Source organism: Nocardioides sp. Z13_37, assembly GCF_058355585.1.
On the sequence record NZ_JBZGDV010000003.1, the window covers coordinates 33,804 to 52,987 of the forward strand.

Genomic DNA, 19,184 nt, shown 5'->3' on the forward strand with positions numbered 1-19,184 from the left:
GGTTACCAGGACCACCACGACCAGGGCCAGTCCCATCTCAGCTGTCCGGCCCCGATGCGGCGCTGCCGGGCCGTTGGTTGACGATCTCCGACGGGCTCCTCTATCGTTAGGTAAATGACTAAGTATCACGACGAGATCGACACCGTGCTCCGCGCCCTGGCGGATCCCACGCGCCGCGCGGTCGTGGAGCGTCTGGCGACCTCTCCGGCGGTCGTGTCTGAGCTTGCGGCACCGTTCGCGATGGCCCTGCCCTCGCTCATGCAGCACCTCCGCATCCTCGAGGACGCAGGGGTCGTGACCTCGGAGAAGCACGGTCGGGTTCGCACGGTGAGCCTGCGACCAGGCGGACTTGACGTCCTGCACCTCTGGCTGGGCGATCAGCGCACCCACGCCGAGCACCAGGCCGATCGCCTTGGCATCCACCTGACCCGCCCCGCTCTCAAGGAGACCTGACATGACCCGCGTTCGCATCGACCTCTTCAGCTCGCTCGACGGCCGCTCCGCGACGACCGACGACACCACCAAGAACCCGATGGGCGAGGACTGGGCGCGGCTCACGGCCACATACGGCGCCACCCGCACGTTCCGCGAGCACGTGCTCGGCGACACGACCGGCGCCGGCACTGACGGGCTCGACGACAGGCACGCCGCCCGACACCACGAGGGCATCGGCGCCGAGATCATGGGCGCGGCAATGTTCGGGCTGCACTCGTACCCCGACGATCCGAGCTGGAGAGGCTGGTGGGGCGACGAGCCGCCGTTCGGCACGCCGGTCTACGTGCTCACCCACACCGCACCGCGAGACCCCATCGCCATGCAGGGCGGTACGACTTTCCACTTCCGCAGCGAGCCGATCGAACAGGTCCTCGCCGAGGCCACCGAAGCTGCCGCCGGACAGGACGTCCGGATCGGTGGAGGTGTGAGCACGGCACGCGCCTTCCTGCGTGCCGGACTGGTCGACGAGCTCCACGTGATGATCGCCCCGATCGTGCTCGGCAGGGGGGAGCGCCTCTGGGACGACTTGCGAGGCCTCGAGCTCACTCACCGCGTGACGTCCGAGGTTTCCGAGAGCGGCACCATCCACGTCACCTTCGCGCGGTAGAGCGGCCCATGGAGACCGTACGACGACTGGCGCGCGCCGGCTTCACCCTCACCCGCGACTACCCCGCACCGATCGAGGACGTCTGGGCGGCCTTCGCCGAGGAGGATCAGAAGTTCGCGTGGTTCGGCACCGGCGACACCTACGAATCCGGCGAGTGGGCCTTCGACTTCCGCGTCGGCGGCCGCGACGTCGCCGAGGGCAGGTTCCACGACGGACCGGTGTCTCGCTACGAGGCCACCTACACCGACATCGTCGCGCACGTGCGGATCGTCACGACCTACGACATGTGGATCGACGGTGCGCACATGTCGACGTCCGTGGCGTCGTACGAGTTCGAGCCGACCCACGACGGCACTTGGTTCACCCACGTCGAACACGGTGTCTTCTTCGACCAGTTCTGGGCGGATGGGCTCAACCGGGAGAAGGGCAGCCGTGGTCTGCTCGACGTCTTGGGTCGTCACGTCGCTGGTCATCAGCGCGGAACCCGGCGGCGTTGACAGCACCAGCCGTTCCATGCGTCGGGTGCTCACCCCGAGCAGGTAGCAGGTCGCGACCACGAGGTGAGTGCGGGTTCGACCGACCGGGGTGAGCTCGCCGATGCCCGCTGGCGACAGTGGCGGTTGTACGTGGTTTCGATCCAGGCGACGATCGCGAGGTGCAGCTCGTCGCGGGTCTGGCCGCCAAGGCGTGAGATGACTGACACGAGCAATCCACAGGACGGCAACACCAGAGTAACGAGCGCACGGTTCGGCTGAATGCTCAACCATCAGCGTCTCGTATGGGGAGCATGCGAACCCATCCCACCCAGCCCTCATCACGGAAGCGCCACTGGCTGGGCTCCGCGACGGCTCTGGTGCTCCCTGTCACGGCGCTTGCCCTCGTCGGCCCCGTGGCCCCGGCCCACGCGGCCAATCCGGCCGAGGACTGCACCCTGACGGGCAACGCCTTCAGCTGCTCGCTCGTCTACGGCTTCACCAACGGTGAGCAGACGTTGGTAGTGCCCGACGGAGTCACCTCCGTCGACGTCCAGGCGGTCGGTGCATCGGGCGGCGGGGCGGCAGGCGGCGGCCGCGGTGCGGTCGTCGCGGGATCGGTGGCCGTCTCGCCCGGGGCCACCTACTTCGTCGAGGTGGGCGGCAACGGAGGAAGTTCGGCAGCCGGCTTCAACGGCGGCGGCAGCCCTAATGGTGATGCCAGCACAGGCGGTGGCGGTGGTGCCACCGACCTGCGGTCGGTGTCGCGCAACGACGCGGGGACGCTGGAGTCCAGGATCGTGGTCGCCGGCGGCGGTGGCGGTGCCGACGTGTCCGGGTCGAGCGGCGGCAACGCCGGTCTCAACGGCTCCACCGGCCTGGCCGGCGCCGGCGCCACCGGCGGGCCCGGCCAAGGCGGCACCCAGACCGCCGGCGGCGCCGGCGGCAGCGGGGCGACCGCGGGTGGCCTGGGCGTCGGAGGCAACGGTGGCGCCTCCTACGGTGCCGGCGGCGGCGGCGGCCTGTTCGGCGGCGGCGGCGGCGGCGGCTCGTCCATCGGCGTCGGCAACGGCGGAGGCGGCGGCTCGTCCCTCATGCCCGTCGGCGGGTCCGTCGCGGTGAGCACGGCAGGCGTTGCCCCGCACCTCACCGTCACCTACGCGTCCCCGATCACCGACGTGGACCTGCAGCTCGGCGCTCCCTCGGTGGCGGCAGGAGTGGCCAACCCGGTGACCATGACCGTCACCGACGGTGCGGTCACCGCCGGGGCCACCCCCCAGTCCCTGACGATCTCGCCCAACGGGGTCGGAACGGGCGCGACCTGCACGGCTGACGCCTGCTCGGCCACGGCGATCGGCACCTACACGGTGACCGGCACCTACGCCGGATTCCCCCGAACCCGCACCTTCTCGGTCGTCGCCGGCCAGGCCACGACCATCGAGCTCACCCCGGCAGACTCCACGGCGAGCGCCGGCACGCAGGTGGCGTACACCGTCACCGGCACGGACAACTTCGGCAACGACCTCGGTGACATCACCGACGACTCCCTCGTCACGACCTCCGGTCCCGGCGGCGACAACGTGGCCTGCCCCAGCGGCGTGTGCCGCGTCGAGGTGGCCGGGGCCTACGCCGTCTCGGCCAGCACCCCTGGCGCCAACGGCACCGCCGTGGTCGACACCGCGGACCTCGAGGTGGTCTCCGCCGACCTGGCACGACTCGTCGTCTCCCCGGACAACGCCACCGTCCCGATCGGTCAGGACAGGGCCTACGTCGTGGTCGGCCAGGACCTCTACGGCAACGACCTCGGTGACGTCACCGCCCAGGCGAGCGTCTCCCTGGCCCCCGTGTCCGGTGGCACTGCGACTCCGTGCCCTGTCGCGACCTGCAGTCCCACGACGGCCGGTGCCTTCCGGGTGAGCGCGTCGGTCGGCTCGGTCTCCGGGTCAGCGGCGCTCACCGCCGTCGCCAACGCCACGACCGTGAGCGTCGAGCCGATCTCCGGGATCACCTTCGGCGACGACGTGCCGATCTCCTCGTCGGTCACCTCGCCGGCCGGGCCGGTGGACGGCGCAGTGCAGTTCGGCCTCGACGGCGACCCCCTGGGTGCCCCGGTGGCAGTCGGGCCCTCGGGCACGGCGACCCGGCCCGACGTCACCGGCGTCCACGCTGGCCTGCACTCGGTGCGCGCCTCCTACACGTCCGCCTCGGGTGGCTACGCCTCCGGATCCGACGTGGCCTCCTTCCTGGTCGCCAAGGCCTCCACCGCCACGACCGTGTCCGCGGCCCCCGGCAGGTTGACGGCGACCGTGACCGGCGTGGGTGAACCGACCGGGTCGGTCCGGTTCCTCCTCGACGGCGTCGAGGTCGGCTCCGCGCCGCTCGTGAACGGCACGGCCGTGCTCGAGGGCACCTCCAACGACGGTGGCTCGGTCGTCGGCGCGGCGTACGACGGTGACGCCGACCACGAGCCGTCCGCCGCCTCCACGGCGCGCAGGGCGCCGGTGGTCACCACGCGTGTGAGTGGCAACGGGGGCCAGGGCTGGTACTCCGGCCCGGTGACGGTGACGTTCTCGTGCGGTCCCGACGTGACGTCGTGCCCGGCTCCGGTGGTGCTCTCGCAGGAAGGTGCGGCCCAGTACGTCAGCCGCACGGTCACCGCTGACGACGGTGGCGTCGCGGTGGTGACGGCCGGCCCCGTCAACATCGACCTGACCGCTCCGACCGCCGGACTCTCACGAGTCAGCGACGGGCGGACCTACAAGGGTCGTTCGCGCATCCCGCAGTGCCGGGGCGCCGACGGTCTCTCCGGGCTGGCGTCGTGCAAGGTGACCACGGCGGGCGGGCCCTTCGGGTCGATCACCTCCACCGCGACCGTCACGGACGCGGCGGGCAACACCACCACGACGAGCGCGACCTACGTCGCCCTCGACGTGTGGGTCGCGCGCTCCGAGCGGGACGGCTCCACGTGGACGCTGCGACGCGGCAAGCGGAGCAACCTGCACGTGATGTCGACCGAGCTCCCGCGCCTGCGCCACTCGGGTGCCGTCAAGACGTCCGGCTTCACGGTGGCCGGTCGCCGAGGTGGCATCACCCACTGGGTGGCCTCGATCCGGCCGCGTGCGTCAGGCCGATCGGCGCGCCTCACTGTGAGGAGCTCCGAGGGCACCAACAGGGTCCGTCTGCGGATCACCCGCTGAGGGCCCGCCGCTCCGCCCGGGAGGACGAGGGTCCGGACGCAGGAGGCCGGGCGGCACAGGGATGCCGCCCGGCTTCCGGCACCTCCCGAGCGCGGCGTTGACCTGCGGCTGGCTCGCAACTTTCCGCGCCCGGGCGTCGTCTTCTTTGTCGGACAGGACCGGGTCTGCGAACCTCGTGGGCCCGGTCGACCTGCTCCGACCGCGCTCGCGCAGCGACGTGGGGACGGGGCCCGAGCGTGACGACGCCACGACGGTGGCGGTCAGGAAGGCGTGTACGTGTCGAGGTTGTTGGTCCTGCTCACCCTGGCGCTGGTGCTGGGCACCCCCGAGGCCGTGGTGCCCGCCGCGGCTGCGGCTCCCGGAGGGAGTCCGGGATCCACGGCAACCCGGGCGGCCGCCCCGGTTGCTCAGGAGAGCCAGAAGGCGCACGCCAGGCGGAAGAAGTGGAAGGCGCCGCAGGGTCCGTTCTTCAACGACCCCCACCTGAGGAAGGGGCACTACCGGATCGAGCGCCGGGTGATCAACACGATCCGGAACACGCCCAAGGGGTCGACGATCAGGATCGCGGTCTACTCGTTCGACCGGATGCCGGTCGCGAGGGCGCTCATCGCCGCCCACCGTCGCGGCGTGAAGGTGCAGATGCTCCTCAACGACCACCAGTACACCAAGGCGATGCGGGCCATCCGGCGCGAGATCGGCGCCAAGCGCAGCAGCAGCAGCTTCATCTACCGCTGCCAGGCCGGGTGCCGGAGCAAGAAGAACGAGTACAACAACATGCACACCAAGTTCTACTCGTTCTCCCGCGCCGGCCGCTCGAAGGACGTGCTGGCCGTCGGCTCGGCCAACATGACCCAGAACGCCAACATCCACCAGTGGAACGACCTCTACTTCACCTCCGGTGACCACGAGCTGTTCCGGCAGTTCGTGCGGCTGTTCAACGACATGAAGAAGGACCACGACACCCGCCAGCCCCCGCAGTTCTTCTGCGGGACGCCGCGGCTCGGCGTGTGCGACGACTCGGTCGACAAGCACACCGCGTGGATCATGCCCAAGCCGTCGGGGCCCAGGAACGACCTGATCCTCGACATGCTGGGCAAGGTGCAGTGCCTGACCCCGGACGGCGCAGGCGGTCAGAAGCGCACCCGGCTGGCGCTGTCGATGCACACCATGCGGGGCAAGCGGGGCGACTACCTCGCCGCGGCGATCCGGCAGAAGCACATCGAGGGCTGCAAGGTGCGGGTCAGCTACGGGCTGATCGGCTACCACACCAAGCGTGTCATCGGCGCGCCCACGCCCCGGGGCCGGATCCCGCTGCGCTCGACCGGGCTCGACTTCAACCCCGACGACAACTACGACCTCAACAAGGACGGCAAGGACGACCTGATCCTGAGCTACTACAGCCACCAGAAGTACCTGGTCGTCCAGGGCACCTACAACGGCGTGCCCAACACCCACATGGTGCTCACCGGCTCGTCCAACTGGGCCAGCCTGAGCCCGGGCAACGACGAGCTCCTCTTCACCGTCCAGGGCAAGCGGCTGGCTCGGAAGTACCTCAAGAACTTCGACTACCAGTGGAAGAACAAGCGCAACTCGCGCAACGCCTACACCACGACCTACCTCAACTTCCGAGTCTCCACCAAGGTGCGCAACCCCGACGGCACGTGGCGCACGGTCTGGCGCACGGAGCGTCGGCCGGTCACCACGATCGAGCCGGACCCCTACCGCCCGGGCCCCTACTGGGAGGCCGACTGAGCCTGCGGTCCGGACCCACGGAAAAAAGGTGCTGCCGGCCCGTAACACCCCGGGCCGGCAGGGCGCTGAGGGTGTGAGCGGCCGCGTTCCGCTGGGTCCATCACCGTGTCCCCCGTGCCTCGACCTCCCGCCGAGGCACGGATCCCCCCCCCAGAGGCGGTGGGACGGCCCTGAAAAACGCGAACCACAGCGGCGTGGCCCTCCGGGGCCACGCCGCTGCTGTGTGCCTCCTCAGGCGTGGGTCGGCGCCGCCAGCGAGGCGGGGTCGGTGTTGGCGCCGCACACCACCACCGCGACGCGCTCCCCGTCCTGCGGGACGTACGCCCCGCTGAGGAGGGCCGCCATCGCGGTCGCGGCTCCGTGCTCGGACGCGATCCGGTGCTCGGCCCAGAGGTGGGCGCGGGCCGCGACGATGTCGTCCTCGCCCACCAGGACCGAGACCGGCTGCTCGGCCCGGAGGGCGGCGTCGGCGAGGTCGCCGAGGCGCCGTGCGCCGAGCGAGTCGGCCGTCACCCCGGAGACGTCCACGTCGACCGGGTGGCCGACCTCCAGCGCGCGGCGCAGCGTCGGGATGCGCTCGGGCTCCACGGCCACCACCCGCGCCCGGCCGCGGGCCGCGGCCGCCACGCCGGCGTAGAGCCCGCCGCCCCCGACCGCCACCACGATCGTGTCGATGCCCGGCTCGTCCTCGAGCACCTCCTCGCCGAGCGTGCCGGCGCCGGCCGCGACGTCGGGCTGGTCGTAGGCGTGGGCCAGGACCGCGCCGCTGTCCTCGGCGAACTCGACGGCCGCCATCTGGGCCTCGGCGAACTCCGAGCCGACCTGCAGCACCCGAGCGCCGTAGCCGCGGATCCGCTCGACCTTCACCTGCGGGGCGGTCTCCGGGACGAACACTGTCGCCGCGATCCCCAGCTCGCGCGCGACGAACGCCTGGGCGAGACCGGCGTTGCCGCCGGAGGCGACCACGACGCCGGCCGGGCCGAGCTCGCCGCGCTCGTGGGCGGCCAGCTGGCGGTTGTAGGCGCCGCGGGTCTTGAACACGCCGCAGTGCTGCAGGTGCTCGCACTTGAGCCAGAGCGTGTCGCTGCCGGCCGGAGCGAGCAGGGGAGTGCGCCGCACCCGGCCGTCGATGCGGCGCTGGGCGGCGAGGACGTCGTCGCGGGAGATCATCACCGCGCGAGTATCGCGGCTCAGCGGATCGCGAGCGTGGCCGCGGTCACGCTGAGGCTCGCGCACACCGCGCCCCAGGCGGCCAGGCGTAGCAGCGGGATCCGGAGACCGGCCGCCCGGCAGCGCTGCAGCCACAGGAGGGTGGCGAGGGACGCCCACGGGGTGACCAGGGCCCCGGCGTTGACGCCCACCAGCGACGCGACGAGGCGGCGTACGTCGTCGGACGCCGCCGGCTCGACGAGCAGGTAGGCCGGGAGGTTGTTGACGGCGTTGGCCGTGAGCGCCGAGGCGGCCGAGAGGTGGAGGAGGTCGAGCGTGCGGCTGCCGGCGCCGAACGCCGGGGCGAGCCAGTCGAGCAGCCCTTCGCCCTGCGCGAGCCGCAGCAGTCCCGCCACCACGAGGAACGCGCCGGCCATCAGCCACGGCGGCCGGACCTCCCGCAGCAGGCCCGGCGCGCGCCACCGGAGGACGGCGAGCAGCACGCCGGCCGAGCCCAGCGCCACGAGGGCAGGCGGGGCGCCCACCGCGAAGAGCGGACCGATGAGCAGGCACACGCCGCAGGCGACGACGAGCAGCACCCGGTCGTGGGGATCGGCCGGCGGCTCCACCGCGTAGGTGCCGCGCAGCGCCCGGCGCTGCAGCACCGCGATCAGGACCAGCGTCGCGGCGACAGCGGCGAGCGCGGGCAGCGCCGCCGCCCGCACGTAGTCGCCGTGACCGGCGCCGAGGTCGGCGAGGCGGTGCACCGCCAGCAGGTTGGTCAGGTTGGACACCGGCAGCAGCAGCGAGCCGGTGTTGGCGATCCAGAGCGTGGTGAGGGCGAAGGGGAGCGGCGCGATGCCGGTCTGCCGGGCCACGGCGATGCCGACGGGCGTGAGCAGGACAGCAGTGGTGTCCAGGCTCAGCACGATCGTGCAGACCACGGCGAGGGCGGCGAAGGTGAGCCAGAGCAGCAGCACACGGTGCCGGGCACGGCGCGCGAGGGCGTGCGCCGCCACGTCGAACACGCCCGCGAGCTGGGCGACCTCGGCGGTCACCGTGATCGCCACCAGGAAGACCGCCACCGGAGCGACCTGCGCCAGGGCGGGGAGGAGCGCCTGGCTCACGCCGTCACGACGGCCCCTGGGAGGGGTCGGTCACCGGGGCGGTCACCGGGTCGGGGACCGGGCCGAACTGCTGGTTGCAGGTCCACCCGGCACAGTCGACGAGCTCCCGGCGGCGCTGCTCCAGCACCGACTGCACCCCGGCGTAGGCGGGGTCGTCGACGAGGTTGACCATCTCGTCGGGGTCGAGGAGCCGGTCGTAGAGGAAGCCGTCGGCCCCGTCGGTGCCGTAGAGGTAGCGCCCCGTGCGCACCCCGCGGTGCGACCAGCCGTTGCCGAGCGTGCGGCCGGTCTGGACGAGGGTGGTGTCGCGGAACGCCTGGTCCTCCCCGCGCAGGGTGGGCGCGAGCGACGTGCCGTCGACCTGCCACTGCGGGGTGACGCCGGTGAGCGCGGCGAAGGTGGCCGGGAGGTCGACGAGCGTGACCGGGAGCGCCGAGGTGCTTCCCGGGACGATGCCCGGCCCCCGCACCAGCAGCGGGACCTGGAGGGCTTCGTCGGTCAGCACGTCCTTGCCGACGAAGCGGTGCTCGCCGAGGGAGTAGCCGTTGTCGGAGGCGAACACGATGTAGGTCTCGTCGAGGACGCCCTCGGCGGCCAGCGTCTCGACCAGCGAGCCGACCGCGCGGTCGACCGACTGCAGCGACTGGAGCCGCGCGGTGTTCTCCGCCGCGATGTCGGCGGGCGAGACCCGCGTCCGGTTGCGCAGGTAGGCCGGCTGGTCGGTGACGTCGTCCTCGTCGAAGGCGGGGTCGTCGAAGGAGGAGGGGCGCTCGTCGAGGAACAGCCGCTCGTCGCGGGGGTCGGCCAGCGGCAGGCTGCGCCCGCCCTCGGGCGTGATCCGGTAGTGGGGAGCGATGTGCCAGGAGTAGACGACGAACGGGTCGCCACTGCGGGCGAAGTCGCGGACCGCCTCGTTGGCGTGGTCCTCGATGACCGAGGTGATGTAGGTGCCGGTGTGGCGACGCGGCTCGCCGTCGTTGGTCATCGTGAAGTCGACGTAGTCGTAGGTGCCGCGCGTCAGCGCGTCCCACCGCGTCCAGCCCTCGGGACGCACGTCACGGGGGCCGTAGCCGTTGAGGAACTTGCCGACGAACGCCGTGCGGTAGCCCTCGTCGCGGAACCACGCGCTTGCCTCCCGGGTGGGATCGAGCGCCTGGAACCCACCGTGGACGCCGCGGTTGTGCTGCACGCCGTTGTTCTGGGCGTACTGCCCCGTGGCGAGCTGCGCGCGGGCCGGGCAGCACAACGGGTGCGGGGAGATCGCGTCGGTGAACTCCATGCCCTGGTCGGCCAGCAGCCGGCGGGTGATCGGCATGTGGTCGAGGTCGTCGTCGCGCATGTCGTCGGTGAGGACGAACACCAGGTTGGGCCGCACGGGGCCGTCGGGGTCCTGGGTGCCCTGCACCATCCGCACCGCGTCGGGGCCACTGGTGTCACCCGCGTCACGGGTGGCGGTGACCGTGGCCAGGGTGGCGACGAGGACGACGAGGAGGGCAGCCGAGACAGACTGTGCCCACGCTCGCATTGTGCCCCTCGCCGAGACCCGGAGGGCCCCTGTCGCACGCCCTGTGTCGGCGCCACCCTAGGGCGCAGCAACCCATCACCCCAAAGCGACACGACGACTGGGGCCGACAACGCCCCTCCCGTTACCCTGTAGCCCGTCGGCGGGCTCCCAGCGGGGGCGCGCCGCGCCACCGACCCCGGACGAAGGAACCCGCAGCAGCCGCCATGGACGAGAGTCAAAGTCCCCGCACGACCGCACTGACCACCACCGGGTGCGCGTCGTGACCCCCATCCTGCTCCTGATCGTGTCCTTGGCCCTCGTGGCCGCCTGCGGCCTGTTCGTGGCCGCCGAGTTCTCCTTCGTCACCGTCGACCGCCCCAGCGTCGAGCGTGCCGCCGCCTCGGGCGACGAGGGCGCCCGAGGCGTCCAGCTGGCCCTCCGCTCGCTGTCGACGCAGCTCTCCGGCGCCCAGGTCGGCATCACCGTGACCAACCTCGCCATCGGCTTCCTGGCCGAGCCGGCCATCTCCGACCTCGTCGACGAGCCCCTGGCGGCGCTGGGCGTGCCCGACGGCGCGGTGACCCCGCTCTCCATCGCGCTCGGCCTGGCGCTCGGCACGGTCGTGACGATGATCTTCGGCGAGATGGTGCCCAAGAACATCGCCATCGCCCGCCCGCTCGAGACCGCCCGCGCCACGCAGGGCTTCATGCGCGGCTTCACCGCCCTCACGCGCGGGCCGATCCGTGCGCTCAACGGCTCGGCCAACGCGATCGTGCGCCGCCTCGGCATCGAGCCGCAGGAGGAGCTCCGCTCCGCGCGCAGCTCCCAGGAGCTGTCCTCGCTGGTGCAGCGCTCCGCCGACCAGGGCACCCTCGACGCCGACACCGCCGAGCTGGTGGAGCGGTCCGTGGAGTTCGGCAGCCGCACCGCCGGCGAGATCATGACCCCGCGCGTGCGTACGACGACCGTCGAGGACGGCGACCGCGTGTCGACGGTCATCGACCTGGCCCGCCAGACCGGCCACTCCCGCTTCCCGGTGCTCGACGCGGAGGACGCCGTCGTCGGCACCGTGCACGTCAAGCACGCGGTGGCCGTGCCCGTCCACGAGCGCGCCACCACCCGTATCAGGCACGTGATGGTCAAGCCCGTCGTCGTGCCCGACAGCCTCCGGCTCGACCCGCTGCTGGCCCTGCTGCGCCAGGACGGCTTCCAGATGGCCGTCGTGCTCGACGAGTACGGCGGTCACGCGGGGATCGTGACGCTCGAGGACGTGGTCGAGGAGATCGTCGGCGACATCTCCGACGAGCACGACCGCCTGGGCGCGCGCATCCGCCAGCGCCGCGACGGCAGCTGGACGCTCTCGGGGCTGTTGCGCCCCGACGAGGTGGAGGACGCCACCGACATCGAGCTGCCCGACCACGAGGACTACGACACCGTGGCCGGACTGGTGATGCGCGAGCTCGGCAAGATCCCCGAGCCCGGCGACCGGGTCGAGGTGCCCGTGCCCGACCGCAGCGATCCCAACGAGGTGCGCGAGCGCCTGGTGACCCTGACCGTGCAGCGGATGGACGGCCTGCGCATCGACCGGCTCGACCTCGTCCTGGTGGGGGAGCCCGGCCATGAACAGTGACCTCTTCGGGGTGGGCCTGGCCGTCGTGCTGCTCGCCCTCAACGCCTTCTTCGTCGGCGCCGAGTTCGCGCTGCTCGCCGCGCGCCGCAGCCAGATCGAGCCGCGTGCCCAGGAGGGCTCGCGCGCAGCCCGCACCACGCTGCGCGCCATGGAGAACATCTCGCTCGTGATGGCCGGGGCACAGCTCGGCATCACCGTGTGCTCCCTGGGCCTCGGCGCCATCGGCGAGCCCGCGGTGGCCCACCTGCTCGAGCCGGTCTTCCACGCGGCCCGGCTGCCCGACGACCTGCTGCACCCGGTGTCGTTCGTCGTGGCGATGTCGATCGTCGTCTACCTGCACGTCGTGCTCGGCGAGATGGTGCCCAAGAACATCGCCCTCGCCGGGGCCGACCGGGCCGCCCTGGTGCTGAGCCCCCCGATGATGGTGATCGTCACCGTGCTGCGCCCGATCATCGCCGGCATGAACATGGTCGCCAACGGAGTGCTGCGGCTGCTGCGCATCGAGCCCAAGGACGAGGTGCACTCCAGCTTCACGCGCGAGGAGGTCGCCGCGCTGGTCGAGGAGTCGCGCGGCGAGGGCCTGATCGAGGCCGACGAGTACGACCGGCTCTCGGGCGCGCTCGGCTTCACCGAGAAGACCGTCGCCTCCATCGTGATGACGACCGACACGCTCGCCACCGTGGCCCCGGGCTCCACCGTGGCCGACGTCGAGGCGGTCTGCGCCGCCACCGGCTTCAGCCGGTTCCCGGTGGCGGCCGACGACGGCACTCTCCTCGGCTACCTCCACATCAAGGACGCCCTCGAGTCCGACGACGACAAGCGCTCGCGCGTCATCGAGGACAAGTGGATCCGGCCCTTCGCCTCCGTCCACCCCCACGACCTGCTCCACGATGCGCTGGAGAGCCTGCAGGTCAAGGGAGCCCACATGGCCCGGGTCGTCGAGCGTGACGGCACCGTCATCGGCGTGGTCACGCTCGAGGACGTGCTCGAGGAGCTCGTCGGCGAGATCCGTGACGCCGCACACCACGACGTGCCCGGCGTCGAGGCCCCGAGCGGTCGGTAGGGTCTGCTCGTGTCCGAGGGAGCTTCTCGCGTCTGGACCGTGCCCAACATCATCAGTGTGGTGCGGCTGGCCGGCGTGCCCCTGTTCCTGTGGTTGGTGCTCGGTCCCGAGGCCGACGCCATCGCGCTCGTGGTGCTCATGGTCGCCGGGTTCACCGACTTCCTCGACGGGTGGCTGGCCCGCCGGCTCGACCAGTACTCGGTGCTCGGCGAGATCCTCGACCCGGTGGCCGACCGGCTCTACATCCTCGCCGTCGTGGTCGGGCTGTTCATGCGCGACATCATCCCGTGGTGGGTGGCCATCGCGCTGCCGCTGCGCGACCTCCTGCTCTGGGGCCTGGTCCCGATCCTGCGCACCCGGGGCTACTCGGCCCTCCCGGTGCACTTCCTCGGCAAGGCCGCGACGTTCAACCTGCTCTACGCCTTCCCGCTCCTGCTGCTCGGCGAGGGCGACGGCATCGTCGCCACCCTCGCCCGCAACTTCGGGTGGGCCTTCGCGTGGTGGGGGATCGGGCTCTACTGGTGGGCCGGGGTGCTCTACGCCTGGCAGGTGCGCACGCTGCTGCGCGAGACGCCACGCCACACGTCACCGGCGGGCGACCATGGCTGAGGCGCGACCGGCCCCCGCCCGGGCCCCGGAGGGCGCGAGCAAGCTCCCCGAGCACGTGACGACGCCGCTGCTCACCCTGATCACGGCCCGCTCGATGGACGAGGACTACGCCCACGTCGCCCAGAAGCGGGCCGCGGCCGGCGACGTACGCCCCCAGGTGGCCCGGCCGCACTGGTCGAGCGTGCTGGCGGTGGCCGCGCTCGGGGTGATGACGGCGGTCGTCGCGGTGCAGACCGCCCGGGAGGCGCCCTCCACCGAGCTGGGCCGCGCCGCGCTCATCGAGCAGATCGACGCCCGGGGCGACCAGGTCCGCAACATCCAGGCCGAGGTCGGCCGGCTGACCCGCTCCAACGCCGCCGTCGCGAGCAGCAGCACCAAGATCCAGGGCCAGCTCGACGACATCGCGACCCGCGTGCGGCGCGCCGAGCTCCTGGCCGGCTTCTCCGCCGTCCACGGCCTGGGCGTGCGCATCACGGTCGACAACGCCCCCGGCGCCGACGTCGACAGCGAGATCCGCGACGAGGACCTCGCCACGCTCGTCGACGGGCTGTTCCAGGCGGGCGCCGAGGCCATCGCCATCAACGACCAGCGGCTCAACGCCCTGGGCGGCATCCGCAACACCAACCGCGCCGTCCACGTCAACGGCCGCCCGGTCAACGCGCCGTACGTCGTCTCGGTGATCGGTGACCCGCGCACGCTGCAGGCCGGGCTCGTGGACACCTACCAGGGCCAGCAGTGGTTCGGCCTGGTCAACGGCCTCGGCTTCGTCTACGAGGCCCAGAACGTCGACGACATCCACCTGCCGGCTGCGCCCGAACGGGCCCTTCGTGATGTGATCGAGCTCAACGCCGATCCCGACGGCGGACCAGAAGGAGAGGGGAGCTCGCCGTGATCGCCGCCCTTGGCCTGCTCCTGGGCATCGTCGCCGGGCTCGTCTTCGCCCCCGACGTGCCGCTCAGCCTGCAGAACTACCTGCCCATCGCCGTGGTCGCGGCGCTCGACGCCGTCTTCGGCGGCCTGCGCGCCCACCTCGACGGCATCTTCGACGACAAGGTCTTCGTCGTCTCCTTCGTGAGCAACGTGGTGGTCGCGGCGGCGATCGTCTACCTCGGCGACCAGCTCGGCGTCGGCTCGCAGCTCAGCACGGGCGTCATCGTCGTCCTCGGCATCCGCATCTTCGCCAATGTGGCGGCCATCCGCAGGCACGTGTTCCATGCCTGAGCAGCACCCCCACCGCCCCGACCGCGACGACCCCACCGGCGAGACCGGGACGACGACCGAGACCACGACCGAGACCACGACCGAGACCACGACCGAGACCACGACCGAGACCACGGTCGAGCCCGGGACGACGGCCGGAGCCGCAAACGAGCCCGGGACCGAGACCGGGCGTGAGCGGCTGCGGGTGGCGCTGACACGTCCGTCGCGGCGCCAGGGGGTCGTGGCCGTGCTGCTGGCCGTCCTCGGCTTCGCGTTCGTCGTCCAGGTGCGCGACACCGCGGCCAATGACACCTACGAGGGGCTGCGCGAGGGCGAGCTCATCGAGGTGCTCGACGGCCTCACGGGCACCGCGGAGCGTGCGCGCCGCGAGGTCGACCGGCTGGAGGCCCGGCGCGACGAGCTCAGCGACGAGAACCAGGCCCGGTCCGCCGCCCTCGCCGAGGCCGAGCAGCGCGTGCGCACCCTCAACATCATCGCCGGGCTGGTGCCGGTCACCGGACCCGGCCTGCGGGTGACGATCACCGAGTCCGACAGCCGGGTCAACGTCGGCTCCCTGCTCGACACCGTGCAGGAGCTGAGGACGGCCGGCGCCGAGGCGATCGAGTTCAATGACACCGTCCGGCTCGGTGCCGACAGCTCGTTCGAGAACGCCGTCGGCGGCATCGAGCTCGACGGCGAGCTCCTCGAGCCGCCCTACGTGATCGACGTGATCGGCGACCCTCACGTCCTGCGCACCGCGCTGACGTTCTCGACCGGGCCCATCGAGACGCTGGAGACCTACGACGGCGCGTCGGTGCGGGTGGAGGAGGACGAGACCATCGAGATCACCAGCGTCCGCCCCGCCACGCGGCCTGAGTATGCGCAGTTCGGCACCGGCCAGTAGCCTGCCGACCAGCCACACCGCGACCAACCCACACCGCGACCAGCCCGACCCCGCGAGGAGCCATCGTGTATCCGGAGAACCTCAAGTACACCAGCGAGCACGAGTGGGTCCGCATCCCGGGCGAGGCCGACGGCTCGGTGCGAGTCGGCATCACCGACTTCGCCCAGGACGCGCTCGGCGACATCGTCTACGTGTCGCTGCCGCAGGTCGGCGACCAGGTGACGGCGGGGGAGACCTGCGGAGAGCTGGAGTCCACCAAGTCGGTCAGCGACATCTACGCCCCGGTGACGGGCGAGGTCGTCGCCACCAACGCCGCCCTCGACTCCACCCCCGAGCTCGTCAACAGCGACCCCTACGAGTCCGGCTGGCTCTTCGAGGTCAAGGCGGCCGACGACTCGCAGCTCGACGGGCTGATGGACGCGGCCGCCTACCAGTCCGGGCTCGACGGCTGAGCCGGTCCCACGACCACCCGGTGGGTCTTCCCGACCGGGCGCGGCGGCCATCGTCGGGCTGGTAGGTTCGGGGAAACCATCAACCTCAACCCTCGGCTGAGGGTTCAGCGTCGATACGTCGAGGAGCTTTCCATGCCGTTCTGCACCGCCTGTGGCAAGCAGAACCCTGACGATGCCCGCTTCTGTGCCCAGTGCGGCACCAAGCTGCTCGCTGGGGAGGACCCGGGCCCGAGCCCGGTCGAGACCACTGCGACCATCACCTTCGGGGCGCCGGACCAGCGCGAGTCCTCCGACCGCCAGCTCAGCCCCGTCGACGCCGCCGCGGTCGACGCGCTGCCCGCCGGTCATGCGCTCCTCGTCGTGCAGCGTGGCCCCAGCGCCGGAAGCAGGTTCCTCCTCGACACCGACGTGGTCGGCGCCGGGCGGCACCCCGACAGCGAGATCTTCCTCGACGACGTGACCGTCTCGCGTCGCCACGCGGAGTTCCGCCGCTCCGGCGGCGGCTACACCGTCAGCGACGTGGGCAGCCTCAACGGCACCTACGTCAACCGCGACCGGATCGACTCCCTCGAGCTGCACGACGGCGACGAGGTGCAGATCGGCAAGTACCGCCTCGTGTTCTTCTCCTCCCACCCGGACAGCTGATCCGTGAGTGCCTCGACGGCCCCGGGGGCGGGTCGCGGCGCCCGCTACAACATCGGGCAGGTCCTCGACCAGCTGCGAGCCGACTTCCCCGGGGTGACGATCCCCAAGATCCGCTTCCTGGAGGACCAGGGACTCGTCAAGCCCGAGCGCACCGCCGCCGGCTACCGCAAGTTCTCCGGTGACGACGTGTCGCGGCTGCGCTACATCCTGACGATGCAGCGCGACCACTACCTCCCGCTCAAGGTCATCGGCGACCACCTCGACGCCATCGACCGCGGTCTCGAGCCGCCGGCGATCGAGTCGGTCGTGCCCACCGTGCCCAAGCTCGCCCTGAGCGCCGACGGCCTGCCCAGCCCCGAGTCGTTCCGGCGCAGCAGCGACCTGCGCCTCTCGCGGCGTGAGCTGCTCAAGGTCGCGGACATCTCCGAGGAGCTGCTGACCGAGCTCGAGCAGTACGGCTTGGTGAGCGCGCGCAGCGGCACCGGCCACTTCGACAGCGACGCCCTCGTGGTCGCCCAGACCGCCCGTGAGCTCGCCGACTACGGCTTCGAGCCGCGCCACCTGCGCGCGTTCAAGACCGCCGCCGACCGCGAGGTGGGTCTCGTCCAGCAGGTGGTGGCCCCGCTCGCCCGGGGTCGCGACGCCGCCGCCCGCGGGCGCGCCGAGGACGCGACGTCCGAGATCGCCGCGCTGTCCGTGCGGCTGCACGCGACGCTGGTGAAGGTCGGCCTCGACCGGGGCTGACCCCGGTCCGACCCACCGCTCCCGGCAGGGCGCGGGCGTCCGCGTCCGCATCAGGGCACGTGGGTAGGGTGGGGTCATGCGCGAAATGGACGTCGTCGGAGTCCGTGTCGAGATGCCTTCCAACCAGCCCATCGTGCTGTTGCGCGAGGTGACGGGGGAGCGCTACCTGCCGATCTGGATCGGGGCGGTCGAGGCGACCGCCATCGCCTTCGCCCAGCAGGGCGTCACGCCGCCGCGTCCGCTGACCCACGACCTGATGCGCGACATGCTCGAGGCCACGGGCCAGCGCCTCGACGAGGTCCGCATCGTCGACATGCAGGACGGCATCTTCTTCGCCCAGCTCGTCTTCGACGGCGGCGCGGAGGTGGGGGCGCGTCCCTCCGACTCCATCGCGCTGGCCCTGCGCACCGGCTCGCGCATCGTGTGCGCGGAGGCCGTGCTCGACGAGGCGGGCCTCGCCGTGCCGGCCGAGCAGGAGGACGAGGTGGAGCGCTTCCGCGAGTTCCTCGACCACGTCTCGCCCGACGACTTCGAGGCCGAGTGACGCCCGCCTGGCGCACCGAAACCCTCACCCTCAAGTGAAGGTTGAGGGTTGACGACACGCCGCCGCGTGGATGGACAACCCGGATTTCGGGGCTTACGGTGAACTGTCTCTGTTGTAACTCCACCGCTGTGGTTGCCGGGTGCCGGCAGCCGGGCGGGCCCTTCCCCCAGGAGTTACCGCTCAGCGGAGGATCTGACCTGGAGGGTCACTGTGGCTAGCAACGAGAACGAGCAGGGCGCCGACGCGGCCCGCCTCAAGGCCGAGGCCGAGGCCGCCGACCTGGCGCAGGAGCAGGGACTGCTCTTCAGCGACGACGTGTCGCCACTGCCCAGCGACACCGGCTACCGCGGTCCCACGGCCTGCAACGCCGCCGGCATCACCTACCGCCAGCTCGACTACTGGGCGCGCACCGGCCTCGTCGAGCCCAGCGTCCGCGGCGCCGCCGGCTCCGGCTCGCAGCGCCTCTACTCCTTCCGCGACATCCTGATCCTCAAGGTCGTCAAGCGCCTGCTCGACGCCGGCATCTCGCTGCAGCAGATCCGCACCGCCACCGCCCACCTGCGTGAGCGCGGCACCGACGACCTCACCCGCGTGACGCTGATGAGCGACGGGGCCTCGGTCTACGAGTGCACCAGCAACGACGAGGTCATCGACCTGCTCCAAGGCGGCCAGGGCGTCTTCGGCATCGCGATCGGCGGCGTGTGGCGCGAGATCGAGGGCACGCTCGCCGAGCTGCCCTCCGAGCGCACCGCCGAGCAGCCGGGCGCCTCCGTGGCCGGCGACGAGCTCGCCGCCCGCCGCGCAGCCCGCCAGACCGGCTGAGAGCACCCCACCGGTCCTCCCCGAGCGAGCACCGGCCCACACCCTCCGACCAGGCCGCCCGGGCACACCGGGCGGTCTCGGTCATTTCGGCGCGTCCCCGCTAGACTCGACAGCGCCGACATCCCATGCGGGAGAGTCGCGACGCTCGGGTCTCGCCGACCGGGCGTCGCGCGCCGAAGGGGCAATTCCTCCCCGGAACCTCTCAGGCACCCGGACCGCACTGGGCTGGCACTCTGGAGGTCGTCCGACCGACAGAGGGGGAGGTCC

General features: G+C 71.9%; 19 protein-coding genes and 1 riboswitch. Of the genes, 16 read left to right on the forward strand and 3 right to left on the reverse strand.

Annotated features, from left to right (window positions below; translation table 11 throughout):
* Positions 1–114 precede the first annotated feature (114 nt).
* The 5 genes from AC4H2S_RS09820 (at position 115) to AC4H2S_RS09840 (ending at position 6,524) form a co-directional block, all read left to right on the forward strand.
* On the forward strand, positions 115–453 hold the full coding sequence (locus AC4H2S_RS09820; RefSeq protein ID WP_491496792.1) for an ArsR/SmtB family transcription factor: 339 nt from the start codon (positions 115–117) through the stop codon (positions 451–453).
* A gap of 1 nt (position 454) precedes the next feature.
* Entirely contained in the window at positions 455–1,102 is a 648-nt protein-coding gene (locus AC4H2S_RS09825) for a dihydrofolate reductase family protein (protein WP_491496793.1), read from the forward strand.
* Between the two features lie 8 nt (positions 1,103–1,110).
* Positions 1,111–1,599 carry an SRPBCC domain-containing protein gene (locus tag AC4H2S_RS09830; RefSeq protein WP_491496794.1) on the forward strand — a complete coding sequence of 163 codons (489 nt, stop codon included), beginning with the start codon at positions 1,111–1,113 and terminating at the stop codon, positions 1,597–1,599.
* Positions 1,600–1,991: 392 nt separating this feature from the next.
* Positions 1,992–4,772: an Ig-like domain repeat protein gene (locus AC4H2S_RS09835; RefSeq protein ID WP_491496795.1), complete on the forward strand. Its 2,781-nt coding sequence runs from the start codon at positions 1,992–1,994 to the stop codon at positions 4,770–4,772.
* Positions 4,773–5,048: 276 nt separating this feature from the next.
* On the forward strand, positions 5,049–6,524 hold the full coding sequence (locus AC4H2S_RS09840) for a phospholipase D-like domain-containing protein (RefSeq protein ID WP_491496796.1): 1,476 nt from the start codon (positions 5,049–5,051) through the stop codon (positions 6,522–6,524).
* Positions 6,525–6,755: 231 nt separating this feature from the next.
* On the opposite strand, the gene AC4H2S_RS09845 is transcribed toward AC4H2S_RS09840, so the two are convergent.
* Genes AC4H2S_RS09845 through AC4H2S_RS09855 form a run of 3 tightly spaced genes read right to left on the reverse strand, consistent with a single transcriptional unit; the run spans position 6,756 to position 10,325 of the window.
* On the reverse strand, positions 6,756–7,694 hold the full coding sequence (locus AC4H2S_RS09845; protein WP_491497072.1) for a threonine/serine dehydratase: 939 nt from the start codon (positions 7,692–7,694) through the stop codon (positions 6,756–6,758).
* Positions 7,695–7,714: 20 nt separating this feature from the next.
* Positions 7,715–8,800, reverse strand: a complete 1,086-nt coding sequence (locus tag AC4H2S_RS09850) for an ArsB/NhaD family transporter (protein ID WP_491496797.1) — start codon at positions 8,798–8,800, stop codon at positions 7,715–7,717.
* A 4-nt stretch (positions 8,801–8,804) separates the two neighbouring features.
* On the reverse strand, positions 8,805–10,325 hold the full coding sequence (locus tag AC4H2S_RS09855) for a sulfatase family protein (protein WP_491496798.1): 1,521 nt from the start codon (positions 10,323–10,325) through the stop codon (positions 8,805–8,807).
* Between the two features lie 259 nt (positions 10,326–10,584).
* Between AC4H2S_RS09855 and AC4H2S_RS09860 the strand changes: the two genes are divergently transcribed.
* The 11 genes from AC4H2S_RS09860 (at position 10,585) to AC4H2S_RS09910 (ending at position 18,917) form a co-directional block, all read left to right on the forward strand.
* The gene (locus AC4H2S_RS09860; RefSeq protein ID WP_491496799.1) at positions 10,585–11,934 is read left to right on the forward strand and encodes a hemolysin family protein; all 1,350 of its coding nucleotides are present in this window, start codon (positions 10,585–10,587) and stop codon (positions 11,932–11,934) included.
* Positions 11,924–12,997 (forward strand): hemolysin family protein, encoded by a 1,074-nt coding sequence (locus AC4H2S_RS09865; protein WP_491496800.1) that lies wholly within the window; start codon positions 11,924–11,926, stop codon positions 12,995–12,997. The genes AC4H2S_RS09860 and AC4H2S_RS09865 overlap by 11 nt, the downstream gene beginning before the upstream one ends.
* 9 nt (positions 12,998–13,006) lie before the next feature.
* Positions 13,007–13,606: a cardiolipin synthase ClsA gene (gene clsA, locus AC4H2S_RS09870; protein ID WP_491496801.1), complete on the forward strand. Its 600-nt coding sequence runs from the start codon at positions 13,007–13,009 to the stop codon at positions 13,604–13,606.
* Complete coding sequence (locus AC4H2S_RS09875) at positions 13,599–14,498, forward strand: DUF881 domain-containing protein (RefSeq protein WP_491496802.1); 900 nt, start codon at positions 13,599–13,601, stop codon at positions 14,496–14,498. The genes clsA and AC4H2S_RS09875 overlap by 8 nt, the downstream gene beginning before the upstream one ends.
* On the forward strand, positions 14,495–14,827 hold the full coding sequence (locus AC4H2S_RS09880) for a small basic family protein (protein ID WP_186342235.1): 333 nt from the start codon (positions 14,495–14,497) through the stop codon (positions 14,825–14,827). The genes AC4H2S_RS09875 and AC4H2S_RS09880 overlap by 4 nt, the downstream gene beginning before the upstream one ends.
* Positions 14,820–15,710, forward strand: coding sequence for a DUF881 domain-containing protein (locus tag AC4H2S_RS09885; protein ID WP_491496803.1), 891 nt, complete (start codon positions 14,820–14,822; stop codon positions 15,708–15,710). Before AC4H2S_RS09880 ends, AC4H2S_RS09885 begins: the two co-directional genes overlap by 8 nt.
* 65 nt (positions 15,711–15,775) lie before the next feature.
* Complete coding sequence (gene gcvH / locus AC4H2S_RS09890) at positions 15,776–16,162, forward strand: glycine cleavage system protein GcvH (protein WP_491496804.1); 387 nt, start codon at positions 15,776–15,778, stop codon at positions 16,160–16,162.
* Positions 16,163–16,294: 132 nt separating this feature from the next.
* Complete coding sequence (locus AC4H2S_RS09895) at positions 16,295–16,807, forward strand: zinc-ribbon and FHA domain-containing protein (RefSeq protein ID WP_491496805.1); 513 nt, start codon at positions 16,295–16,297, stop codon at positions 16,805–16,807.
* A gap of 3 nt (positions 16,808–16,810) precedes the next feature.
* Complete coding sequence (gene ftsR / locus AC4H2S_RS09900; protein WP_491496806.1) at positions 16,811–17,551, forward strand: transcriptional regulator FtsR; 741 nt, start codon at positions 16,811–16,813, stop codon at positions 17,549–17,551.
* A 76-nt stretch (positions 17,552–17,627) separates the two neighbouring features.
* Positions 17,628–18,095 (forward strand): bifunctional nuclease family protein, encoded by a 468-nt coding sequence (locus AC4H2S_RS09905; RefSeq protein ID WP_491496807.1) that lies wholly within the window; start codon positions 17,628–17,630, stop codon positions 18,093–18,095.
* Between the two features lie 279 nt (positions 18,096–18,374).
* Positions 18,375–18,917: a MerR family transcriptional regulator gene (locus tag AC4H2S_RS09910; protein ID WP_491497073.1), complete on the forward strand. Its 543-nt coding sequence runs from the start codon at positions 18,375–18,377 to the stop codon at positions 18,915–18,917.
* Positions 18,918–19,035: 118 nt separating this feature from the next.
* A riboswitch (glycine riboswitch) is annotated at positions 19,036–19,145 on the forward strand.
* Positions 19,146–19,184: the final 39 nt, after the last annotated feature.

Excerpts from the sequence above, each read along its gene's own strand:
- AC4H2S_RS09905 (WP_491496807.1), top strand. The coding sequence starts at position 17,628 with ATGCGCGAAATGGACGTCGTCGGAGTCCGTGTCGAGATGCCTTCCAAC.
- AC4H2S_RS09830 (WP_491496794.1), top strand. The coding sequence starts at position 1,111 with ATGGAGACCGTACGACGACTGGCGCGCGCCGGCTTCACCCTCACCCGC.
- AC4H2S_RS09825 (WP_491496793.1), top strand. The coding sequence starts at position 455 with ATGACCCGCGTTCGCATCGACCTCTTCAGCTCGCTCGACGGCCGCTCC.
- AC4H2S_RS09895 (WP_491496805.1), top strand. The coding sequence starts at position 16,295 with ATGCCGTTCTGCACCGCCTGTGGCAAGCAGAACCCTGACGATGCCCGC.
- AC4H2S_RS09865 (WP_491496800.1), top strand. The coding sequence starts at position 11,924 with ATGAACAGTGACCTCTTCGGGGTGGGCCTGGCCGTCGTGCTGCTCGCC.
- AC4H2S_RS09855 (WP_491496798.1), bottom strand. The coding sequence starts at position 10,325 with ATGCGAGCGTGGGCACAGTCTGTCTCGGCTGCCCTCCTCGTCGTCCTC.
- AC4H2S_RS09885 (WP_491496803.1), top strand. The coding sequence starts at position 14,820 with ATGCCTGAGCAGCACCCCCACCGCCCCGACCGCGACGACCCCACCGGC.
- AC4H2S_RS09875 (WP_491496802.1), top strand. The coding sequence starts at position 13,599 with ATGGCTGAGGCGCGACCGGCCCCCGCCCGGGCCCCGGAGGGCGCGAGC.
- AC4H2S_RS09845 (WP_491497072.1), bottom strand. The coding sequence starts at position 7,694 with ATGATCTCCCGCGACGACGTCCTCGCCGCCCAGCGCCGCATCGACGGC.
- AC4H2S_RS09820 (WP_491496792.1), top strand. The coding sequence starts at position 115 with ATGACTAAGTATCACGACGAGATCGACACCGTGCTCCGCGCCCTGGCG.